The organism is Sphingobacterium sp. UBA7631, from assembly GCF_002483935.1.
Classification (GTDB): domain Bacteria; phylum Bacteroidota; class Bacteroidia; order Sphingobacteriales; family Sphingobacteriaceae; genus Sphingobacterium; species Sphingobacterium multivorum.
The window spans coordinates 186,578-207,673 of sequence record NZ_DLIX01000008.1; the positions used below are offsets into that span (position 1 = coordinate 186,578).

A 21,096-nucleotide genomic window follows, 5' to 3' on the forward strand; every position below is an offset into this window, starting at 1 on the left:
CACTTTTAAAGGAAGGTTACGTAAAAACGTTATAAAAGAAATGAGCTTTAAATTAAATAATAGATTCAAATCCATCTCGGGTTTTGTGCTTGCACTAGGATTGCTTTTTGCGACTCCTATCCTAGCAAGTCAACAAGATACAGTAGCATCTGATTCTGCTAAAGCGGCGACTACAGCAGTAGCTGCCCCTGCAGCAACGGATTCGGTTGCAAAGGATACAACAGCGGCAGCAGGTACTGCTGCTGTTGCATCTGCTAGTTCTTCTACAGAAGCTAGCGCTGCTGCTCCTGCTGTTGAAGAAGTGAAGCAAATAGACCCTCAGGTTTATAAAAACTTCACATATTATGTCTTGTTATTCTTGGTTATATGTACAGTTGTTGCCGTTATCGGTAAAGTACTTTCGATCTATGAATTGACAAGAAAGATGAACGGTAAATACAATCCGTTTGCGAATAACACATTTCAATCGGCATTGTTATTCATTTTCTTGGTTGTATTCCTTTACGGTGTATATTGGTCGTATGTACACTGGGGAGCCGCTTATTGGAGATCGGCAGTAACTGAGCACGGTGAGCGTATTGATACGATGTTTATCATTACGACAGCAATTACAACGTTTGTATTGGTTATCACACACATCTTGTTGATGACATTTACATTCTTGTACCGCATGCGTGCAAAACGTCAGGCTTATTATTATCCTCATAATAATGCAATCGAGAAGTTGTGGACAATCGTTCCTGCTGTTGTTTTGACAGTATTGGTATTGTTCGGTTTCTTTACATGGAGATCAATCACAAATATTCCTGAGGATCTTCAAAAATCAGCTTTACAGGTTGAAGTACTTGGAGAGCAATTCCAATGGAATGTTCGTTATGCTGGCTCGGACGGGATTATTGGTAAACGTAATTATAAAATGACTACGCCAACGAACCCGTACGGTATTGACTTTAATGATAAAAATTCTTGGGATGATATTCAAGGATCTGAGATCTGGTTGCCTGTAAACAAACCTGTACGTTTCCATATCGTTTCAAAAGATATTATTCACTCTTTCTACATTCCTGATTTCCGTGTTCAGATCAATGCGGTACCGGGAATGACTAACTACTTCCAATTCACACCTACTGTAACCACAGAAGAGATGCGTGATCGTTTGGGAGACTATAACTATGACTTCGTGATGTTGTGTAATAAGATCTGTGGATCTGGTCACTACAACATGCAAAAGAAAGTGGTTGTCGTAACTGAAGAGAAATATAAAGAGTGGTTAGCTAAACAAAATAAGTATTTTACTGAGGATTTGCAAAAAGAGTTCAGCGGTAAAACAGCTAACGTGAAAAAGGATAGCGTACAAGTTACAGCATCTTTGAACTAATTAAGAATTTTTGAATATAAAATCGAATATGTCAAGTACAGTAATATCGCATAGCGCTGAACATCACGATTCGCACGGCCATCATCACGAGGAGTCGTTCATCAGAAAGTATATCTTTTCGGGTGACCACAAGATGATTGCTAAGCAATTCTTGATCACTGGTATCATCATGGCAGTTTTTGCGATGCTTTTATCAGTATTATTCCGTATCCAATTAGCATGGCCGGATAAAGAGTTCCCTATATTAGAAGTATTCTTGGGTAAATGGGCTGAAGGCGGTCGTATAAAACCGGAGTTTTTCCTTTCCTTGGTAACCATTCACGGTACCGTTATGGTATTCTTCGTGTTAACGGCTGGTCTATCAGGTACTTTTAGTAACTTATTGATTCCATATCAAATCGGAGCACGCGATATGGCATCTCCTTTTATGAACATGTTATCTTACTGGTTGTTCTTTGTAGCATCAGTTATTATGGTTGCATCGTTCTTCGTAGAAAGTGGACCTGCTTCTGCTGGTTGGACAATCTACCCACCACTATCGGCTGTTCCTACTGCAATCGCAGGATCTGCAACTGGTATGACTTTGTGGTTGGTGAGTATGGTTCTATTTGTAGCTTCACAGTTGATCGGTGGTATTAACTATGTAAGTACAATTTTGAACATGCGTACAAAAGGAATGGACTTATGGAAAATGCCTTTGACAATCTGGGCGTTCTTCTTAACGGCTATCGTCGGTATGTTGTCATTCCCAGTATTGGTTTCTGCGGTTGTTCTTCTGATTTTTGACCGTGCAGCTGGTACGTCATTCTATTTGTCGGATCTTGTTGTTCAAGGACAAATATTACCGAACGAAGGTGGTTCACCAATTTTGTTCCAACACTTGTTCTGGTTCTTAGGTCACCCTGAGGTATATATCGTTGTTATGCCTGCTTTAGGTTTAACTTCTGAGGTTATTGCAACCAACTCACGTAAACCAATCTTTGGTTACCATGCGATGGTTTACTCGTTGATCGGTATCACCGTATTATCGTTTATCGTATGGGGTCACCACATGTTTGTAACGGGTATGAATCCATTCTTGGGTGGTGTATTTATGATTACTACATTGATTATCGCGGTTCCTTCGGCTGTAAAAGCGTTTAACTATCTGGCTACGTTGTGGAAAGGTAATATCCGTTTCACTCCGGCGATGATGTTTGCTATCGGTTTGGTATCATTCTTTATCTCTGGTGGTTTGACAGGATTGTTCTTAGGTAATGCGGCTTTAGATATCAACTTACACGATACGTATTTTGTTGTTGCCCACTTCCACTTGGTTATGGGATCAGCGTCAATCTTCGGTATGCTTTGTGGTGTTTACCACTGGTATCCTAAGATGTTCGGTCGTATGATGAACACGAAATTAGGTTATTTACACTTCTGGTTGACTTTTATTGGTGCTTACATGGTATTCTTCCCAATGCACTTTATGGGTATTGATGGTGTACCTCGCCGTTACTATGCATTTACAGAATTTGCTTTCATGGCGAAATGGGTTTCTGTAAACAAATTGGTGACTTGGGCTGCGATCATTGCGGCTTTAGGTCAGGTAGCTTTCTTGTGGAACTTCTTTACTTCGATTTTCTTCGGTAAAAAAGCACCACAAAACCCTTGGCAGTCAAACACATTGGAATGGACTACTCCGGTAGAGCATATCCACGGTAACTGGCCAGGAGAGATCCCGACTGTACACCGTTGGCCTTACGATTACAGTAAGCCAGGTCATGGTGAGGATTTTATTCCTCAAAGTGTTCCTTTCTCTGAAACGATGAGCTCTAACTTGCCTCACGATTTTGAAGGAGATGAGGAAGCAGAGCGTATCCAAGCAGAATGGAATGCTCAAAATGGTAGAAAAGACTAATAAAATCTTATAAAGTAGCGTCGGGAAAATCGACGCTACTTTATATAAGTTTATATTTTAAGAGGTAGGGGTAGTATTATGTTTCCAGCAGCTGAAAAGCGATTTGTAAAGACCAATTTTATAACGATCATCGTATTGTTTTTGGTCATTATTGCTGGAGGGGTTGTTCGGAGTACAGGGTCAGGAATGGGATGCCCAGATTGGCCAAGATGTTTTAACCGCATTATTCCTCCTACTGATATTTCTCAGTTACCTCAAGGATATGAACAACATTATAGTGAAGGAAGAGCAAAAAAGAACGAACGTTTCGCACGGATAGTAGAATTTTTCGGCGATAAAGAAATGGCCTATAAGCTCCGTACCGATAAAAGTATTTTACAGCATGAAGAATTTAATGTTGCAAAGACTTGGACGGAATATATCAATCGGTTGGTGGGCGTTGTTTCTGGATTTTGTTTGTTGTTTACGGCTATTTATTCTTTCACCTATTTGAAGTCGAAAAGTTCGATCGTTGTTTGGTCAGTGATTAATCTTTTTGTTGTTGTACTTCAGGCTTGGTTAGGATCGATTGTTGTATCGACAAATTTGATGCCCTGGATTATTACAGTACATATGCTCTTAGCACTTGTAATTGTTTGTATTAGTATTTATACTTATTTCAAAGCAGTTACTTTACGAAATAAGACCTTATTGGTCAATCGTTCTTCGAGTATATTAAAAGGACTTGCTATAGTATCTATTTTGCTGATGCTAACACAAGTAATAGTTGGAACGGGGGTTCGGGAAGAGGTTGATTTATTAACCGGTTCATCGGTAGCTCGTACTGATTTTATAACAACTATTGGCCAACAGTTTGAATTACATCGCTGGTTGGCATATTGTTCTTTGATTTTAGTTATTGTATTATTCTTTTTGGTCCGCACAAGTTTTAATACGGTTTCTAAGCAATATAAATTTGCTTTAATCGCATTGATTCTCGTGGGTATCCAAATGCTATCAGGAATTATCTTAGCTCGATTTGCAATACCTGCATTTGCACAGACGACGCATTTGGTGGTGGCTACGCTCTTATTTGGTGCACAGTTCTACCTGATGTTATTGTTAAATAAGCAAAGGCACTAATCTTGGAATTCGGGATGTTTATGTTTAAAAGTTCGTGTTTAATTACACTGATAGTAGGAGGTCTCTTTTAGTTATGAAAGAATTTATTTCAGATTTCAAAAAGCTTGTTAAGTTGAGACTTACATTGACGGTCGTATTTTCGGCGTCAATTGCTTTTCTGATAGGATCAAAACAACAGGGTGATATATTCTGGTTTAACTGGTTATTGTTGACTGTCGGTGGGTTTCTGGTTACAGGCTCCGCAAACGGATTCAATGAGATCATTGAAAAGGATTTGGATAAACTGATGAAACGTACGGAAGACAGACCGTTGCCATCAGGCCGGATGACGACAGGACAAGCTTTGGTATTGAGTGTCTTTATGGGCATCTTAGGAACCTTGGTGCTTGTTCGACTGAATTTTGTCGCTGGTCTGCTGTCGGTTTTTTGTATTCTTCTTTATGCATTTATCTATACACCATTAAAAAGAAAATCACCAATAGCAGTGTTTGTCGGAGCGTTTCCGGGTGCATTTCCGCCATTAATTGGTTATTATGCAGCTTTTTCGCAAGATGATCTAGCCTACTATAGTGGACATAACGAAGCGGCAATTATTATTATTCCCTTTGTGTTGTTTGCTATTCAGTTTTTATGGCAGTTTCCACATTTCTGGGCAATTGCCTGGGTTGTGGACGACGACTATAAATTAGCGGGTTTTCGCTTATTGCCGACGACAAAACGTGATAAGATATCGGCTTTTATGGTATTCATTTCAGGTTTGTTTATGATACCAGCAGGTTTTATACCGTATCATTTTGGCTTTGGTGGAATTTGGTTTACGATTGTATCCGTGGTCGGCGGAATAATGTTTGGTTATTACGGTTATTTGTTGTTTAAGAATTGTGATATTCCTTCAGCGAAGAAAGTAATGTTTACCTCATTTATCTATTTGCCTGTGACACAACTCGTATTATTGCTTAACTTTATTCCGTTGAAATAATGTTAGATATACAAGCACAAACTGACGAGAAGTTAGTACAGAGAAAAGCCCAAAAGTTCAACCTGTGGTTGGGTATGTTGGGTATGTTCATGATGTTTGCAGCGTTATCCAGTGGTTTCATTGTATATACAGCGAGCGGCGTGGACAAAGGGATTAAGACCCTTTTGCCAAATGCACTTTTATATAGTACCTTGGTGATTGTGGTGAGTAGTCTGACGATGTTTTTAGCACATAGAGCGGCTAAAAATGGGGAGTCTTCCAAACAGCGGTTGTTTTTGATAGCAACTTTTATTTTGGGAGTTGTATTTTTTGCCTTGCAAGTTCATGCTTGGAATGTATTGATCGATAGGGGTGTTTATTTTGTGAATAACAATGCATCACAATCCTTTATTTACGTTTTTATCTGGATGCACTTGGCGCATATTATTGCGGGGTTGATCGTTTTGATTGGCGCTATTATAGGAAGTAACAAACTTCCTAAGGACGGCAATCTTTTCCGCATGGATCTTGCCAGTATTTTTTGGCATTTTCTCGATCTTTTATGGATTTATATATATGTTTTCTTACTTTTGAATCAATAATAGTAAACAATGAGTACAACAGTATCGCAATTGGATAAGGTAAAAACTGGTCCATGGAATGGTGGAAAATCACCTTGGAACTTAGAGTATGGAAAAATCATGATGTGGTTTTTCTTGGTAGGGGATGCCTTCACATTTTCGGCATTTTTGGTTTATTATGGCGCACAACGCTTTTCTCATCCAACTTGGCCTGACCCAGATAAGATCTTCCAATCTATCCCTGGAATTGCAGAGCATGGTCAACCGTTGGTATTTGTCGGTTTAATGACCTTTATTTTGATTATGTCTTCGGTAACTATGGTTTTAGCCGTGGAAGCTGGTCACCGCAATCAAAAGAATGAAGTTGTTAAATGGATGCTTTGGACTATTTTGGGCGGTATCTGTTTCGTTGGTTGTCAGGCTATCGAGTGGACTCACTTACACCACATGGGTTTCTGGTTTGGTAAAAACCCTGCGACAGGTTTGGAAGGTGATGCCATTAAAACAGCATTGATGCCATATTTTACGCATGATATTTCTTATACTTCAGCGTTGCAATTTGCTAACCTGTTCTTTACAATTACTGGTTTTCACGGATTCCACGTTACTGTGGGTATTATTTTAAATATCATCATCCTATGCATGACTTTAAATAATACATTTGAAAACCGTGGTTCTTACTTAATGATCGAAAAAGTAGGTTTATATTGGCACTTTGTGGATTTAGTATGGGTATTTGTATTTACATTCTTCTACTTAATCTAATTACGCAATAAATAATTTTAGATAGCTATGTCACAATATCAAGATAATATCGCTCATGGAGAGCATGCTCACGAAGGTGGGATGGATAAAAAAGCCATCTGGAGAGTATTTGGAGTGCTTTTAGCGCTTACTTGTCTGGAGTTCTTAATTGCATTGGGCTTTGTGCACCATTGGCAAATTCTAACTAAAGGGGCGTTAGTAAATACTATTTATATCGTGCTTACTTTAGTTAAAGCTTATTATATCGTTGCATTCTTTATGCACTTGAAATTCGAGAAGTCGAGCTTCATTGTTACCGTTGCAATTGTCTTTATTTTTATTATTTATTTTATTGTCCTGATGTTGGTTGAGGGAGGTTTCTTGGCAGGTGCTTTTCAAGAGCATCAATTGTTTCCAAATAAATAGATAAAGTGGATAATGGATAATAATACTGGACAAAAGAAAGGTATTAAAACTATATTGATCCTGGCAGTAATTCTTTTACTGCCGGGATTTTTATATTTTATACTAAATAAAAGCGGTTCGAATAGCTACACCTCCTTACCAATTTTTGGGAAAAAGGAAGTGCCGGGAACAACACATCGAAAATGGGGACGTGATATTCCCGATACCATCTACCATACAGTGACGCCTGTTGATTTTGTGAATTACGATGGTAAGAAAGTGCATTTGTTGGACAATGATACAACACTCTCTGTAGTCCACCTGATGTATTCTAGGGACGCTTCCTTATCAAGGACAATGATTAAGCGATTAGATCAAATTGCTAATCGGTTTATTCAGAATCAGAAAGTTAAGTTGTATTCTATCACGGTTGATACAGCCTATGATACACCTGATGTATTAGCGAAATACGCGAAAGTTTACAAACCCTGGACCAAATCTTGGTTTTTTGTGACAGATCCTTCTGTTGATATCTTTAAATTTGCTAAAGAAAGTCTATTGCAGGACGCGCTTGTCAACAATGATGGCAATAAACCATTCATTATTGGCTCTAATTATCTTTTACTCGATACAAAAGGACGTATAAGAGGGATATATGACATCAACGTAAAGACAGATGTCGACCGCCTGGAAGATGAAATTAAATTATTATTGGTCGAGGAAATCCGAAACCATCCAGCAACAATAGAACAAAAAAGATAGTTATATCATGGAAGAGAGTCTGAATAAAGAGAAAAAGTACAGTAAATGGATTTGGTTGTTATCTATCGTTATACCGATAGTGGTTGCTATCCTCTTTACGGTGAATTTACAAAAGCTGGGTTATGATGTGAAGCCACTAACATTTTTGCCCCCGATCTACGCAGCTATCAATGGGATTACCGCTGTATTGCTGTTTTGGGCGGTAGCAGCGATAAAGAAAGGGAATAAGTCATTGCACGAACGTTTAATAAAATTGTGCATTGCTTGTTCTTTAGCTTTTCTGGCGATGTATGTTGCTTATCACATGACTTCAATCGAAACAAAATATGGTGGCGAGGGAATTTTGAGACCGATCTATTTCTTTATCCTGATCACGCATATTTTGCTTTCCATTATCATCATCCCCTTTGTACTCTTTACATTTGTTAGAGGCATATCGGGTTCTTATGAACGTCATAAAAAGCTTGCCCGTATTACTTATCCCATGTGGCTTTATGTAGCTGTTACCGGGGTGATCGTTTATTTGATGATCTCTCCGTATTATATTGGTTAGTGGTAAGATTTGAGGGTCAAGGTATTGTGATGAAATACAATGGCACGCCGGATTCGAGTTGTTTAATCTGGTTTAATAATTAAATGAAATCGGATGCGATGGAGACTATATTCCATGTATCCGGGAGTATAAACAGTATCGGATTAATCAGTTGATTTGTATCGGCTAGATGGATCTTTAAAAAATCATTTGCATATGAAGCGTATCTGGATTTATCAGGCAGATCGTCTGCTAACGGCAGCAGAGGGACAAGAGATTGTTACTGACCTAGAAGCTTTTGCTGAACAGTGGAAAGTACATGGAAAACCACTTTCTGCTTCCGCAGAATTGCGGGATAATCTTTTTATCATCCTTAAAGTGGACGAAGATGTCGCGGCTGCATCAGGTTGTTCTATTGATAGTTCGGTTCGATTTTTAAAAGGAGTTGAATCTAAATACGGTATTCAATTATTTGATCGCATGCAATTTGCGTATAAAGGGGATCAAGGAATAGGCGTGGTTAACCGTGACGGATTTGAGAAGCTACTGGCAGACGGTACCATCAATGATAATACCTTAGTATTTGATAATACCATTACCCATGAACATCAAATGGAGAATGCTTGGGCAGTGCCCTTCCATCAAAGCTGGCATAAACGACTTTTTAAATAAGTCAAGCACAGTCATTCAATAAAGTTCATAGTAACACTAAAAATGCCCCAAAAAGTTAGACACTTATTTGGGGCATTTTTTTGAGCAAAAAATAGAAATACGATTTCGGCTTTAAGTTACGCTTAGGAACGATGATTTGTCGCGGACAATTGCTTGGCTTATTCCGGAATGGTATAATGGTGCATGTATTTTGCAATCGCATTTGCGCGTCTATTGACATAAGCAGAAGGGTTACGGGCATCCCATTCTCTTGGGTTTGGCAGTATGGCTATAATCAATGCGGCTTGTTTTTTTGAAAGATTGCTGCCTGTTTTGCTAAAATAATACGAAGCTGCCGCATCGGCACCATAAACTCCCTGTCCCATTTCAATCACATTGAGATAAACTTCGAGGATTCTTTTCTTACTCCAAAAGGTCTCAATTAGAATTGTAAAATAGGTCTCAAAGCCTTTTCTCAACCACGAACGGCCTGGCCATAGAAATACATTTTTGGCTACCTGCTGACTGATTGTACTTCCACCACGTAATTTTTTTCCTTGTGCATTTTTTTTGATGGCATTCTGAATTCCTTGCATGTCGAATCCCCAGTGTGTCATAAAATGGGCATCTTCTCCTGCAATGGCTGCTAATTTTAAGTTGTCCGAAAGTTCATCGTAATCCAGCCAGTTTTTTTCCAGTTTAAATCCTTTGCCCTGCTCTTTTAGTTCAAACCCACGTTGAATCATCAACCAGGTGATGGGAGGATTGACGAACCTTAAGCTAATGACCCAAAAGAGTGAAATACCAATAAAATAGAGCACTACCCGTGTCGCAATGCGCAGGATCGGAGATTTTATGGACTTCAATGGGTTGAAGGATTTTTTTTTGAAGGTATTTTGTTGTTTGCTGGACGTATTTTGTTTACCAGATCTTTTGATGGCCATGACTAATTTTTTTCGGATACAAACTTAGCTTATATTCTTGTTTAATGGAAATGATTTTGTCGAGAAGTTGAGTGTATCGTTTGCCAAAGCGACGATATTATCCTATTTTTACGCTTCATAAAAATTGATTTACAAGTTGGCAAAAGAAAAGAAAGTGACCCCATTGATGCAACAGTATAATGCGATCAAGATTAAGTATCCTGGAGCGTTATTGTTGTTCCGTGTTGGCGATTTTTACGAGACATTTGGTGAGGATGCAATCAAAGCTGCCCAGATTTTGGGCATTGTTTTGACGAAGCGTGGTAATGGCTCGGAATCGGAAACCGCATTGGCTGGTTTTCCTCATCATTCGTTGGAGACCTATCTTCCAAAATTGGTGCGTGCCGGCCAACGGGTGGCGATCTGTGATCAGTTGGAGGATCCTAAGACGACAAAAACAATCGTTAAGCGTGGTGTGACAGAGTTGGTTACCCCTGGCGTTTCCTACAATGACAATATTGTTCAGCAGAAATCGAATAATTATTTAGCGTCAATCTTTATCGAAAAAGAGCGGATCGGTATTTCTTTTCTTGATATTTCAACAGGTGAATTTTTGGTTGCTCAGGGAAGTGTTACCTATATCGATAAATTGCTTCAAGGTTTTAAGCCAACGGAAGTCATTCTTTCCAAAAAACAGAGCAAGGATTTTGTAGAACAGTTTGGGTCGCATTATTATACTTATTTTCTTGACGAATGGCCGTATACGGGAGACTATGCTACAGAAACATTATTGAAGCATTTTGAGGTTTCGTCGATGAAAGGATTTGGTGTTGATCGTATGCCTGCGGGGATTGTTGCTGCCGGTGTAGCTTTACATTACTTAAACGAGACCGAGCATCGTAACTTACAACACATTTCTACGCTTTCGCGTATCGAAGAAGATCGTTTTATGTGGCTGGATCGCTTTACGATCCGCAATTTGGAATTAATCGGTTCGTTGAATGAAAATGCTGTAACCCTTTCTGATGTATTGGATCATACATCCAGTCCAATGGGAGCGCGCTTGCTCAAGCGCTGGATTGTGATGCCGTTAAAAGACAAGAAAAGTATTCAGGAACGATTGAATGTGGTGGATTTCTTTGTTGCTGATCGCAATTTAAGGGATGAGTTGATTGGTCAGATCAAGCAGGTGGGGGATCTTGAACGCCTAATTTCCAAGATAGGACTACAAAAAGCGAATCCGCGGGAAATCGTGCAATTAAAACGGGCTTTATATGCGATAGAAAAGTTGAAGGAACTTACAGATCGTAAAGATGCCAACGCGCTACAGACCATATCGGAGCAATTGGATGCTTGTACAGTTATCCGAGAAAGAATAGAGCTGCAGGTTCAGGCCGAGCCCCCAGTGGCAATCAATAAGGGTAGCGTAATTGCTGATGGCGTTGATCCCGAATTGGACCGATTGCGTAAAATTGCCTTTGGCGGTAAGGATTATTTGCTTGAGATTCAAAAACGGGAAGCTGAACTCACTGGAATTCCTTCCTTGAAAATTGCATTCAATAATGTCTTTGGTTATTACCTGGAGGTTACCAATACCCATAGGGATAAGGTTCCTACGACGTGGATACGTAAACAGACGCTGGTGAATGCTGAACGTTACATTACGGAGGAACTGAAAGAATATGAAGAACAGATTCTAGGTGCTGAGGAGAAGATCCAAGCACTGGAGAATAGATTATATGCAGACTTATTGCTTTCCATTGCTGAATATATCAAACCTATTCAGCTCGATGCACAGCTGATTGCTAAGCTGGATGTGTTGCTTAACTTTGCGGTTGTAGCAGAGAAAAATTATTATGTAAAGCCTGAAATCAGCGAGAGCAAGATCTTGGATATTAAAGGCGGAAGACACCCTGTCATTGAAAGAAACCTGCCAATAGGCGAGGACTATATTACCAATGATACGTTCTTGGATCCAAAGACTCAACAGATTATTATTATTACGGGGCCTAATATGGCCGGTAAATCGGCGTTACTCCGTCAGACTGGATTGATCGTGTTGATGGCGCAAATTGGTTGTTTCGTACCGGCAAAAGAAGCAAAGATCGGTCTGGTTGACAAAATTTTCACCCGTGTGGGTGCTTCTGACAATCTTTCTTCTGGAGAATCTACGTTTATGGTAGAGATGAATGAGACGGCGAGCATCATGAATAATTTATCAGACCGTAGTCTCATTCTTTTAGATGAAATCGGTCGTGGTACAAGTACCTATGACGGTATTTCTATTGCTTGGGCTATTGCTGAGTTTTTACACAATCATCCCGCAGCCAAAGCAAAAACATTGTTTGCAACGCATTACCATGAATTAAATGAGCTGACAACTTCATTGGATCGTATTAAAAATTATAATGTGACGGTGAAGGAAGTCAATAACAAAGTTATTTTCTTGCGGAAGCTCGTTCCAGGAGGCTCAGAACATAGTTTTGGTATTCATGTGGCAAAGCTCGCGGGGATGCCACAAAAGTTGCTGAATCGTGCCAACCAGATCCTGAAAAGATTGGAGCAGGAGCGAACTGGTGGGGAGCAGATTAAGGATAGTATGCGTAAGATTCAGAAACAGGCCTACCAATTGCAAATGTTTTCCATTGATGATCCTGTCTTGAATAAGATCAGGGATATGCTGAATAATCTGGATGTTAATTCGCTTACTCCAGTTGAGGCATTAATGAAGCTGGATGAGATACAACGCCTGCTAAAGAATTAAATCTTCTTTTGGACTTGTACACCTGATCTCAAGTGGGACTTGTTTTCTTCGATTTGAACACGCCAGATCATGTTTTTTAAAACAGAACATCATCTGGCGTATTTTTTTCTGAAAGTGCCTGATCTTATTGGTCAGAGAGAACCTTGAGCTCGCTTTCATTGTTGTTGATGTCTGCGAAGTCATGAAAGTTTTTGAAGGGCTATTGCTTAAAACCTGAAAAATAGTTCCAAGCTTCCGTAATTCGCCTGTATTGGGATCAATACCTTACTGCTGGCATCATAAGGCGCGTAATGATAGCCGAGTTCGAAACCAATGTACTTTTGGTTTTTCATGCGAAATAGGGATGCGAGACCAAGTCCTAAGTGCACATTATTGATGGTTACCATACGATCGGTGTATCCACCATCATAATAATAACCATCCGGATCATAATAACCAGAGGAATAAGCGCTTTCTGTAATGCCGGTATCTGTAATATCTATGCCAAGGATACCTTTTGGAATCAGTATAAATTTGTCGTTGTCAAAAACTTTGTAACCTACAGCACCGCCCATAAATGCGGTCGCTGAAGAATTGACCGAAACATTGGAGCCATCGTAATTGTAATCAATATTGCGGTCGTTTGAGTTGATGCGCACCTTGAAGCCACCTTCAAAAATAAATTTTCTTTCTAGCGAGCTCATCAGCATAAATCCAAAGCTTACGTTGGTTCCGAAAATTTTGTTGGCTCCACCAAGTGGGGTGACTACGCCGATTGAAGGAACATAGCCAAGTTTGGCTTTTTGTCTATCTCTGTACACTTTGGGTGCTGGAAATGGCTGTTGATTATCTTGTTCATCAGCTTGTCGGCCTTGCACGGCACTGGAAACGTCAGTATCTGAAAAAAGCTGTAAAATATCTTTTTCCTGATCCGTTAACGTGTAACTGTCAGAAACAAGGAGTGCTTGTGCCCTTACTTTGATGAGGCCATCCAGTGGATGCCGCAATGGGTAAAAATTGTATTTTTCCTTATGCTGTTCGTATTGCGTTGAGAAATCGTCCCGGTCTGCCGCATCCAGTCTTTGTAGAAAGCTTTTATCAAATTGACTGTTCCAATAGAGGTCAATCGCTGCAGTACTATTTTTCTTTTCAATGATTTGCATAAGAATGCGTAACCGTTGTACAAATTCATTGATACCACAGCTTGCCTGTATACTATTAAGTAAAGGGTCAATTTTGTCAAAGTCATTGTTGTTTAAGGCTTGCGTCAAAAGGGGAAGTGTCTCAACGGTATATCGTTCACAATTTTCCTGTCCATACAATAGTTTTGTGGGAAGGACACAGCTCATAATCAATATCATAAGAGCAAGCTGACGGATATTCATGGCTTATATAGATTTGTTGCTGACTAAATTAGCAAATAAATCGCAGGTTACATGGGTTTGTTTGTGCCAAAGGTCCTAAAAGTTTTATCTTTGGCGTATGGCGTCGATATTTCGGTTTAAACAATTTGAGGTTGATCAGTCTGACTGTGCGATGAAGATCAATACAGATGGTGTTTTGTTGGCTTCATTGTCGGAGATAGAACCTGTAGAACGTGTCTTGGATGTGGGCACAGGCACTGGAGTCATTGCCTTGATGTTGGCTCAGCGTCTTGGGAATAGCCAGATAGAAGCTGTTGAAATCGACGCTTTGGCTGCGTTGATGGCGGATAAAAATTTTCGCAATTCCATTTTCCGTGAACGCCTAACGCTACATGCTAGTTCCTTTCAGCAACTGGATACAACAGGAAATTATGATTTGATTGTATCAAATCCACCTTTTTATACGGATTCGTTGCATAATCCGGATGAACGGAGGAAACTGGCTAGACATACGGATCTGGATTTTTTCTTTGAACTGTTGGATTTCGCCTCTATATGCTTATCGAATCGGGGGAAATTAATCCTTATCCTTCCAGCGGCATTAGCGGATACCTTAGTCAGTATTTCTACAGAAAGAGGTTTACATTGTTCTACTGAAGTTCGGATAAGTTCCTTTGAAGGAGAATCGGTGCTACGTAAGATCGTAACCTTTGAACGGAGGCCTGTTGAGTCGGTTGCAGTACGTGAGTTTGTTATTTATGCTGCTAAAGGTATTTATTCAGAAGCATATCGCACGGCCCTGGCACCTTATTTTTTAGCTTTTTAAATGATGACAAAGATCGGATTACTCTCAGATACACATTCTTTTTTAGATGAAGCGGTATTTACTCATTTTGCAGCCTGCGACGAGATTTGGCATGTAGGCGATTTTGGTGATGTGGATGTTGCAGATCGGTTGGCGGCTTTTAAACCGCTGCGCGGAGTTTATGGTAATATTGATGGTCAAGAAATTCGTTTACAATTTCCAGAAGATTTGAGGTTTAAATGTGAGGAAGTGGACGTCTTTATGACACATATTGGTGGTTATCCCGGGAAATATACCCCACGTATTAAAGGGGAATTGATGAAAAATCCGCCGAAATTATTTATTACTGGACATTCCCATATTCTAAAGGTTATCTTCGATCCTAAGATTCAATGCCTTCACCTCAATCCAGGTGCAGCGGGTAAGCATGGTTGGCATAAAGTGAGGACATTGATGCGATTTGATATCAACAAAGATAAAATTGAAAATCTTGAGGTTATAGAACTGAACGAGCGTTAGATGGGGTTTTCTTTAATCTTTTTTGAGCTTTGAAAGCTGGATGATATATGGTGTGATGGCAAAGCGATCGTGGATACATTTGGTTCCCATGTAATGGGTCCAGAAATTTGCGCTACTTCTGTATAGTCGAATGGATTTCGTTACTGAAATGGATCCCATGAACACTGCGAATATGATGTAATGGTTCCGTTTCGGGAGTTTTATAAGAGTTTTCTCAATGCTATAGTGAATCACGAACTTCAAGAAGAAAGTTCTTCAAACGCTCCAATGAATCTACAACACGTTGATTTTCTTTTGCCTCAGATTTGTTGTCACGCAGGTAATCACGTGCCCCCTGTAGTGTATAACCTTTATCTTTAACCAAATTGAAGATGATCTTTAAATTGGCAATATCTTCTTGCGTAAATAAGCGATTACCCTTTTTATTTTTCTTAGGCTGTAGAATATCAAATTCACGCTCATAAAAACGTATCTGGGATGCATTTACATCAAACATTTCTGTAACTTCTCCCATTGTATAATACAATTTATTTATTTCACGCTCTTTGTACGGCATATCTTCACAATTAATCTATAGCAAACTTAATAAAAATTCCTATTCAAAAAGAAATTTTTGCGATCTCTTATCGAATCAAGGACTGAACGATAGATATATAGTACAATTCATAAGACGCCAATAATAATTGTGTATAAAGGTAAATTTTTCTAAGTTTGAGTCGTTTGAAAACGGTCTAGACATCCTATATGATCATAGTTAGCAAATTTTGGACAAATTTCTTCTCTTTTGGAAAAGCTAATGCAATTACTATTTATCCTTTTATCTTTCTGAAAAGTACTTTTTTTAAACAGAAGGACGACTTGATTCGTCATGAGCGTATACATTTGCGACAAGCGCTTGAATTAGGTATTCTCTTTTTCTATGTTTGGTATCTTCTTGAATTTGCCGTTCATTTTATTCAATTTCGGGATTTTGATAAAGCGTACCGGCGTATTTCGTTTGAGCGGGAAGCTTATGAGAAGGAGGGTGAAACGGATTATCTGTCCAAAAGAAAAATATGGGCTTTTTGGCGATATCTTTAAAAAGACGGTTGATTTATACGTTCTATATATCCGACAAGAGGTCGCAGGCACAACAGTTATGGGGCGAAAAAAGAAAGCGGTACCAAGAATATTCTTGGCACCGCTTTCTTTTATATCCTGACAATGATTATCCCACTAATTTAAGGTAGGTAGCCACTTGGTTTTTTAACTGTCTACGGTCGACAATGAAATCCAAAAATCCATGCTCGAGCACGAATTCCGAAGTCTGGAATCCTTTTGGAAGATCCTTTTTAATTGTTTCTTTAATGACACGGGGTCCGGCAAATCCGATTAACGCACCAGGTTCTGCGATATTTATATCACCCAACATCGCGTAAGATGCTGTAACTCCCCCTGTAGTAGGGTCGGTCAATAAACAAACGTAAGGAAGTTCTGCTTTTGCCAATAACGCTAATTTAGCCGAAGTTTTAGCCATTTGCATCAATGAAAATGCGGCTTCCATCATCCGTGCACCACCTGATTTGGATATTAACATAAATGGAATTTTATGCTCAATACAGTAATCTATCGAACGCGCGATTTTTTCGCCCACGACAGATCCCATTGATCCGCCGATGAAACTAAAGTCCATACAAGCGATCACGATATCTTGACCATTCATCTTTCCATGGCCAGAACGTAAAGCATCTTTAAGACCTGTTTTGGCTTGACTTTCCTTTAAACGTTCAGGGTATGGCTTTGAATCGAAAAATTCTAATGGATCACCAGAATTTAGATTAGGAAATAGTTCTGTGAATTCGTTATTATCAAATAAAATTGAAAAATATTCTTTGGAGCCAATTCTTAAGTGGTGGCCACAATATTGACAAACATAGTCGTTTTCTACTTGTTCAAGATGCAACAATGGTTTTTTACATGTAGGACATTTGTTCCACATACCATCAGGTGCTTCTTTTTTATTAGCGGTAGCTGTGCTAATACCAGCTTTTTCTCTTTTAAACCAACTCATACGATAGTTCTTATTCGATTACAAACTTATATAAATTTGCTTTTATATACAATTATAATTGTGTTGAATGTACATGCCAAGCGATTAAAACGCCTTGTGTAACAGGGCTTCTATAAATAGGGAAATTGGGGGTAACAATTGGGATATATAAGATATTTGGTTGATTTTTAGGTTAGAATTGAATTTCAGACCAGCGGATTAGTCAAAAAAAATGGGCATAAAAAAAGGGTAAGCTACTCCTATCGCACCGCTCAACCAAATACCCTTGCTTTGTTCCCAACCTGGGGGAGTCAATGGGAGCTGGTCGTAGAAGACTTACCCGCCACAAAAGTAGAAAAAAAAACAGTTTTAGGAAAGAAAAAACACCTTTTTATCTTATTCGGTTGATTATCATGGTAATAAATTGCATTTGATATCTTTTCATAGCACCAATTTATGGCGGAGTAGATTTGGTATTTGTGTAAAACAGCTAAAAATGGCGTGAAAAAAGCGCTTGACGAAGTCCATTTGCCGTAAATGTTCTTTTCAAAATGTCGGAAAGTTGCATAATCTGGCGTATGGAAGATCGACTTTGAATAAGCATAATCGGCTAATTTTGCCTATTCAAAGTCGATCTCATTTTTGGAATTACATTTTCTCTTGGCTGTATTCACCCAATAGGGAATAATAGCCAAATAAACCGAGTCCAATGGAGATTATGGGGGTCAAAATGCACAGGATAATGATTCCAAAAACGAGATCTTCCTGATGTCCCGTTGATATCTTTGGCAGGGCCAGTTCAAAAATGGAAAAATAAGCAGTAAACAATGCTAAAACGATCCAAAGTATGCCGAGGAATTTTTTGAGATTATTCATGTGTTGCGGGAGTTGATTTGTTGTTGATATAGATACTGCCTATGATAAAACATACAATGGCAATGATAATAGGGTACCACAAACCTGCAAGATAGAATTGCGGGGTATTTGATGCTTCGGCATTTGTCGTTAAGTATGTCGATACAGCCGGAAGGAGTCCGCCGAATATTCCATTGCCAACATGATAGGGTAAGGACATGGATGTGTAGCGGATTTTTACGGGGAACAGTTCAACAAGGAATGCTGCAATGGGCCCGTACACCATCGTAATATAAATCACTTGTATAAAGATCAGCAGGACGAGCAGCATATAGTTTTTGCCTGCAATATGGACTGTGGTTTTGGTTGTTTGCTGCCCTTTCAGTTTACCGGATTGATGAATCATGCTGGCTGTTGTAACTTCCGTCTGGTCCTCATATTGTGTCTTGATGATGGAAATGGTTTCTGCAGTTTGTAATCCATGAGGGTTCTCCGTTGTTTCGTTCACCTTGACTTTCTGTTCGGTATTGGAAAGTTGGTACATGGATTCGTAAATCGGACGATAAGTCAATACGGCAAGTAACATCCCACCAAGCATGATCCATTTTCGTCCAATTTTGTCACTAAGCCACCCAAATACGACAAAAAATGGCGTTCCCAAGAGTAAGGCGATGCCGAGGATGGTATCGGCCTGGTCAGATTGAAGGTGCATGACCGTTTTCATGAAACTCATCGAGTAAAACTGTCCGGTGTACCAAACAACGCCCTGCCCCATGGCTGCACCAAATAGCGCGAGCAGCACAAATTTGAGGTTGTAGCGGTTGCCAAAACTTTCTTTTAGCGGATTTGTACTTGTTTTCCCTTCCGCTTTGGCCTTGCTAAATTCGGGTGATTCCTTCATCTTCTTACGAATAAGATAGGAAACGTATACCATGACTAAAGAGAGGAGGAAGGGAAGCCGCCATCCCCAGGAATCAAATTGTGATTCGCTGAGAAAGCCTTTGGTAAGGAGGATGACGACCAGAGATATGAAAAGGCCAAAAGTAGCTGTTGTTTGTATCCAGGATGTCCAATAGCCCCGCTGGCCCAATGGAGCATGTTCGGCGACGTAAGTTGCCGCACCGCCATATTCTCCGCCTAGGGCAAGACCTTGCAAGAGACGAAGGATCAACACGAGCAGCGGTGCCCAAAAACCGATACTTTCATAACTGGGGATGCAACCGATGAGAAATGTTGCGCCGCCCATGAGCATTAAAGTTACCATAAACGTATATTTTCGACCGATAATATCGCCTAGTCGGCCAAAAAATAGAGCTCCAAATGGCCGGACGACAAATCCTGCAGCAAATGTGGCTAGGGTTGAAAGAAAAGCAGCAGTTGGATTTTCTGCCGGAAAGAATTTGGTGGAAATTACAATGGATAGGCTGCCAAAAATGAAAAAGTCATACCATTCAATAAGCGTTCCCATGGAGGAGGCTCCGATGACTTTCCAGATGCTTTTTGTATTGTTTTCGTTCATTAATTTTTGGTTTTTGGTTGGATATAAATGTACATTTTAATTGCGCTCCAAACGGCATTTCGGCGCTGTTGCATGATCGGAAAAGAGCTAATTCTTTTGAATTTCGGTCTGTCCGACTATTTTATAGCGTTTTCCGGGTAGGCTGTGAATGAGTGACTGCATTTCAAGTTCCAATAGGATTAAGGCCAATTTACTTTGTGGCCATTTTGTGAGGTCAATCATATGGTCTATTTCTAATTGTCCCTTTTGCTGAATGAGCGTAAAAAGGAGTTGTTGATCTTTTGTCAATGTCAAAGGAAGGCTAAGCTGTTGACCAACAGCTTTTGTACTGATTTCCCAATTCATGAGGTATTCCAGATCCTGAAGACCTCTAATCATATGCGCACGGTTGGTTTTGATGAGGTAATTGGTGCCTTCAGAACTTTTTTCGTAAACGGCTCCTGGAAAGGCACATACATCGCGATTGTAGCTGTTGGCTATTTCGGCGGTAATCAAAGCACCTCCTTTAATTGCAGCTTCTACAACAATGGTGACATCCGCCATACCGGCTATAATGCGATTGCGCATAGGGAAGTTACTGCGTTCAGGTAATGTGTTGGATGTAAATTCTGTCAATAAACCTCCTTGATCTAGCATTTTTGTGGCAAGTTCACGATGGGATGCCGGGTAAATGCGATCGAGACCATGCCCTAATACAGCAACGGTGGGAATATTATTTTTTAGTGCGTTGCGATGTGCTAAAGCATCAATACCATAAGCAAGACCGCTTACGATTAAGGTGTCTTTGGAACCATTCATAGCCTCTAGCAGATCTTCGCATATTTTCTGGCCATAATAGGTTGCATGTCTAGTACCGACGATACTGATAACTTTGGTGTTGTTAAGTGGTTTATTTCCTTTATAATAGACGACAAGCGGAGCGTCTTCACATTGTCGTAGCCTATTTGGATAATTCTGGTCTTCCAGCCATAACGCTTGTATCTGATGTTTTTCGATAAAAGCAAGTTCTTTTTCACAGGCAGACATATAGCTTTTATTGTGTATGGCTTCTGCGATCGATTCCCGTATCCCAAGAATTTGCATCAAATCTTTTTTTGAGTAAGCAAATAAGTCTGCCAACTCGTGACCTTGGTCAATGATGTTGCGCGCTGTTCTAGGGCCAATGCCCTTGATTTTCGTCAAAGCTATGGGATAAATTAGTTTCATAATTGGGTTTATCTAAATATAGGAAAAATATAAGTAGCTGTCGTACTTTTTGTTAGAATCGCTTAGGCATATGGTGTTTTTAATGCAATAACGAAGTTCC

21 protein-coding genes and 1 other RNA gene are annotated in these 21,096 nt (G+C 39.6%); 14 read left to right on the forward strand and 8 right to left on the reverse strand.

Annotated features, from left to right (window positions below; translation table 11 throughout):
• Positions 1–40: 40 nt before the first annotated feature.
• From B3P16_RS15325 to B3P16_RS15370, 10 genes are all read left to right on the forward strand, one after another.
• Positions 41–1,378 carry a cytochrome c oxidase subunit II gene (locus B3P16_RS15325; protein ID WP_075991042.1) on the forward strand — a complete coding sequence of 446 codons (1,338 nt, stop codon included), beginning with the start codon at positions 41–43 and terminating at the stop codon, positions 1,376–1,378.
• Positions 1,379–1,406: 28 nt separating this feature from the next.
• On the forward strand, positions 1,407–3,278 hold the full coding sequence (locus B3P16_RS15330; RefSeq protein WP_172462307.1) for a cytochrome c oxidase subunit I: 1,872 nt from the start codon (positions 1,407–1,409) through the stop codon (positions 3,276–3,278).
• Positions 3,279–3,356: 78 nt separating this feature from the next.
• Positions 3,357–4,400, forward strand: coding sequence for a COX15/CtaA family protein (locus B3P16_RS15335; protein ID WP_115047216.1), 1,044 nt, complete (start codon positions 3,357–3,359; stop codon positions 4,398–4,400).
• 73 nt (positions 4,401–4,473) lie between these two features.
• Positions 4,474–5,379, forward strand: a complete 906-nt coding sequence (gene cyoE / locus B3P16_RS15340; protein ID WP_112373819.1) for a heme o synthase — start codon at positions 4,474–4,476, stop codon at positions 5,377–5,379.
• Complete coding sequence (locus B3P16_RS15345; RefSeq protein ID WP_112373818.1) at positions 5,379–5,960, forward strand: cytochrome c oxidase subunit 3; 582 nt, start codon at positions 5,379–5,381, stop codon at positions 5,958–5,960. Before cyoE ends, B3P16_RS15345 begins: the two co-directional genes overlap by 1 nt.
• 9 nt (positions 5,961–5,969) lie before the next feature.
• Positions 5,970–6,704: a cytochrome c oxidase subunit 3 gene (locus B3P16_RS15350; protein ID WP_046674128.1), complete on the forward strand. Its 735-nt coding sequence runs from the start codon at positions 5,970–5,972 to the stop codon at positions 6,702–6,704.
• 27 nt (positions 6,705–6,731) lie between these two features.
• Complete coding sequence (locus B3P16_RS15355; RefSeq protein WP_112373816.1) at positions 6,732–7,109, forward strand: cytochrome C oxidase subunit IV family protein; 378 nt, start codon at positions 6,732–6,734, stop codon at positions 7,107–7,109.
• A gap of 12 nt (positions 7,110–7,121) precedes the next feature.
• The gene (locus tag B3P16_RS15360; protein ID WP_286752310.1) at positions 7,122–7,850 is read left to right on the forward strand and encodes an SCO family protein; all 729 of its coding nucleotides are present in this window, start codon (positions 7,122–7,124) and stop codon (positions 7,848–7,850) included.
• A gap of 7 nt (positions 7,851–7,857) precedes the next feature.
• Complete coding sequence (locus B3P16_RS15365) at positions 7,858–8,403, forward strand: DUF420 domain-containing protein (protein WP_286770789.1); 546 nt, start codon at positions 7,858–7,860, stop codon at positions 8,401–8,403.
• A gap of 195 nt (positions 8,404–8,598) precedes the next feature.
• A complete protein-coding gene (locus tag B3P16_RS15370; protein ID WP_286843466.1) occupies positions 8,599–9,054 on the forward strand; it encodes an ABC transporter ATPase in 456 nt (151 codons plus the stop codon).
• Between the two features lie 158 nt (positions 9,055–9,212).
• On the opposite strand, the gene mtgA is transcribed toward B3P16_RS15370, so the two are convergent.
• Positions 9,213–9,977, reverse strand: a complete 765-nt coding sequence (mtgA, locus tag B3P16_RS15375; RefSeq protein ID WP_112373813.1) for a monofunctional biosynthetic peptidoglycan transglycosylase — start codon at positions 9,975–9,977, stop codon at positions 9,213–9,215.
• Between the two features lie 136 nt (positions 9,978–10,113).
• Here mtgA and mutS point away from each other — a divergent pair, with 136 nt between their 5' ends.
• Complete coding sequence (gene mutS, locus B3P16_RS15380; protein WP_286843467.1) at positions 10,114–12,720, forward strand: DNA mismatch repair protein MutS; 2,607 nt, start codon at positions 10,114–10,116, stop codon at positions 12,718–12,720.
• Between the two features lie 206 nt (positions 12,721–12,926).
• Here the strand turns inward: mutS and B3P16_RS15385 are convergent, their stop codons facing one another.
• A complete protein-coding gene (locus B3P16_RS15385; protein WP_286843468.1) occupies positions 12,927–14,084 on the reverse strand; it encodes a hypothetical protein in 1,158 nt (385 codons plus the stop codon).
• 97 nt (positions 14,085–14,181) lie between these two features.
• Here B3P16_RS15385 and B3P16_RS15390 point away from each other — a divergent pair, with 97 nt between their 5' ends.
• Both B3P16_RS15390 and B3P16_RS15395 read left to right on the forward strand, forming a co-directional pair.
• Positions 14,182–14,889: a tRNA1(Val) (adenine(37)-N6)-methyltransferase gene (locus B3P16_RS15390; RefSeq protein WP_286843469.1), complete on the forward strand. Its 708-nt coding sequence runs from the start codon at positions 14,182–14,184 to the stop codon at positions 14,887–14,889.
• A 3-nt stretch (positions 14,890–14,892) separates the two neighbouring features.
• Positions 14,893–15,387, forward strand: coding sequence for a metallophosphoesterase family protein (locus B3P16_RS15395; protein WP_286843535.1), 495 nt, complete (start codon positions 14,893–14,895; stop codon positions 15,385–15,387).
• A 220-nt stretch (positions 15,388–15,607) separates the two neighbouring features.
• Here B3P16_RS15395 and B3P16_RS15400 read toward each other — a convergent pair whose 3' ends face one another.
• Positions 15,608–15,943: a MerR family transcriptional regulator gene (locus B3P16_RS15400; RefSeq protein ID WP_046674120.1), complete on the reverse strand. Its 336-nt coding sequence runs from the start codon at positions 15,941–15,943 to the stop codon at positions 15,608–15,610.
• A 188-nt stretch (positions 15,944–16,131) separates the two neighbouring features.
• Between B3P16_RS15400 and B3P16_RS15405 the strand changes: the two genes are divergently transcribed.
• On the forward strand, positions 16,132–16,467 hold the full coding sequence (locus tag B3P16_RS15405) for a hypothetical protein (protein WP_070560697.1): 336 nt from the start codon (positions 16,132–16,134) through the stop codon (positions 16,465–16,467).
• Positions 16,468–16,594: 127 nt separating this feature from the next.
• Here B3P16_RS15405 and accD read toward each other — a convergent pair whose 3' ends face one another.
• From accD to dprA, 5 genes are all read right to left on the reverse strand, one after another.
• Positions 16,595–17,437 carry an acetyl-CoA carboxylase, carboxyltransferase subunit beta gene (gene accD, locus B3P16_RS15410; RefSeq protein WP_070560696.1) on the reverse strand — a complete coding sequence of 281 codons (843 nt, stop codon included), beginning with the start codon at positions 17,435–17,437 and terminating at the stop codon, positions 16,595–16,597.
• A gap of 223 nt (positions 17,438–17,660) precedes the next feature.
• An RNA gene (gene ffs / locus B3P16_RS15415) (signal recognition particle sRNA small type) lies at positions 17,661–17,758 on the reverse strand.
• A 306-nt stretch (positions 17,759–18,064) separates the two neighbouring features.
• Positions 18,065–18,292 (reverse strand): DUF6814 family protein, encoded by a 228-nt coding sequence (locus B3P16_RS15420; RefSeq protein ID WP_286775278.1) that lies wholly within the window; start codon positions 18,290–18,292, stop codon positions 18,065–18,067.
• Complete coding sequence (locus tag B3P16_RS15425; protein ID WP_286843471.1) at positions 18,285–19,790, reverse strand: MFS transporter; 1,506 nt, start codon at positions 19,788–19,790, stop codon at positions 18,285–18,287. Before B3P16_RS15425 ends, B3P16_RS15420 begins: the two co-directional genes overlap by 8 nt.
• A gap of 87 nt (positions 19,791–19,877) precedes the next feature.
• Positions 19,878–20,996: a DNA-processing protein DprA gene (gene dprA, locus B3P16_RS15430; RefSeq protein ID WP_286767335.1), complete on the reverse strand. Its 1,119-nt coding sequence runs from the start codon at positions 20,994–20,996 to the stop codon at positions 19,878–19,880.
• Between the last annotated feature and the right edge of the window lie 100 nt (positions 20,997–21,096).

Coding starts and splice junctions, on each gene's coding strand:
- B3P16_RS15325 (WP_075991042.1), top strand. CDS start 41: ATGAGCTTTAAATTAAATAATAGATTCAAATCCATCTCGGGTTTTGTG.
- B3P16_RS15330 (WP_172462307.1), top strand. CDS start 1,407: ATGTCAAGTACAGTAATATCGCATAGCGCTGAACATCACGATTCGCAC.
- B3P16_RS15335 (WP_115047216.1), top strand. CDS start 3,357: ATGTTTCCAGCAGCTGAAAAGCGATTTGTAAAGACCAATTTTATAACG.
- cyoE (WP_112373819.1), top strand. CDS start 4,474: ATGAAAGAATTTATTTCAGATTTCAAAAAGCTTGTTAAGTTGAGACTT.
- B3P16_RS15345 (WP_112373818.1), top strand. CDS start 5,379: ATGTTAGATATACAAGCACAAACTGACGAGAAGTTAGTACAGAGAAAA.
- B3P16_RS15350 (WP_046674128.1), top strand. CDS start 5,970: ATGAGTACAACAGTATCGCAATTGGATAAGGTAAAAACTGGTCCATGG.
- B3P16_RS15355 (WP_112373816.1), top strand. CDS start 6,732: ATGTCACAATATCAAGATAATATCGCTCATGGAGAGCATGCTCACGAA.
- B3P16_RS15360 (WP_286752310.1), top strand. CDS start 7,122: ATGGATAATAATACTGGACAAAAGAAAGGTATTAAAACTATATTGATC.
- B3P16_RS15365 (WP_286770789.1), top strand. CDS start 7,858: ATGGAAGAGAGTCTGAATAAAGAGAAAAAGTACAGTAAATGGATTTGG.
- B3P16_RS15370 (WP_286843466.1), top strand. CDS start 8,599: ATGAAGCGTATCTGGATTTATCAGGCAGATCGTCTGCTAACGGCAGCA.
- mtgA (WP_112373813.1), bottom strand. CDS start 9,977: ATGGCCATCAAAAGATCTGGTAAACAAAATACGTCCAGCAAACAACAA.
- B3P16_RS15385 (WP_286843468.1), bottom strand. CDS start 14,084: ATGAATATCCGTCAGCTTGCTCTTATGATATTGATTATGAGCTGTGTC.
- B3P16_RS15390 (WP_286843469.1), top strand. CDS start 14,182: ATGGCGTCGATATTTCGGTTTAAACAATTTGAGGTTGATCAGTCTGAC.
- B3P16_RS15395 (WP_286843535.1), top strand. CDS start 14,893: ATGACAAAGATCGGATTACTCTCAGATACACATTCTTTTTTAGATGAA.
- B3P16_RS15400 (WP_046674120.1), bottom strand. CDS start 15,943: ATGCCGTACAAAGAGCGTGAAATAAATAAATTGTATTATACAATGGGA.
- B3P16_RS15405 (WP_070560697.1), top strand. CDS start 16,132: ATGATCATAGTTAGCAAATTTTGGACAAATTTCTTCTCTTTTGGAAAA.
- accD (WP_070560696.1), bottom strand. CDS start 17,437: ATGAGTTGGTTTAAAAGAGAAAAAGCTGGTATTAGCACAGCTACCGCT.
- B3P16_RS15420 (WP_286775278.1), bottom strand. CDS start 18,292: ATGAATAATCTCAAAAAATTCCTCGGCATACTTTGGATCGTTTTAGCA.
- B3P16_RS15425 (WP_286843471.1), bottom strand. CDS start 19,790: ATGAACGAAAACAATACAAAAAGCATCTGGAAAGTCATCGGAGCCTCC.
- dprA (WP_286767335.1), bottom strand. CDS start 20,996: ATGAAACTAATTTATCCCATAGCTTTGACGAAAATCAAGGGCATTGGC.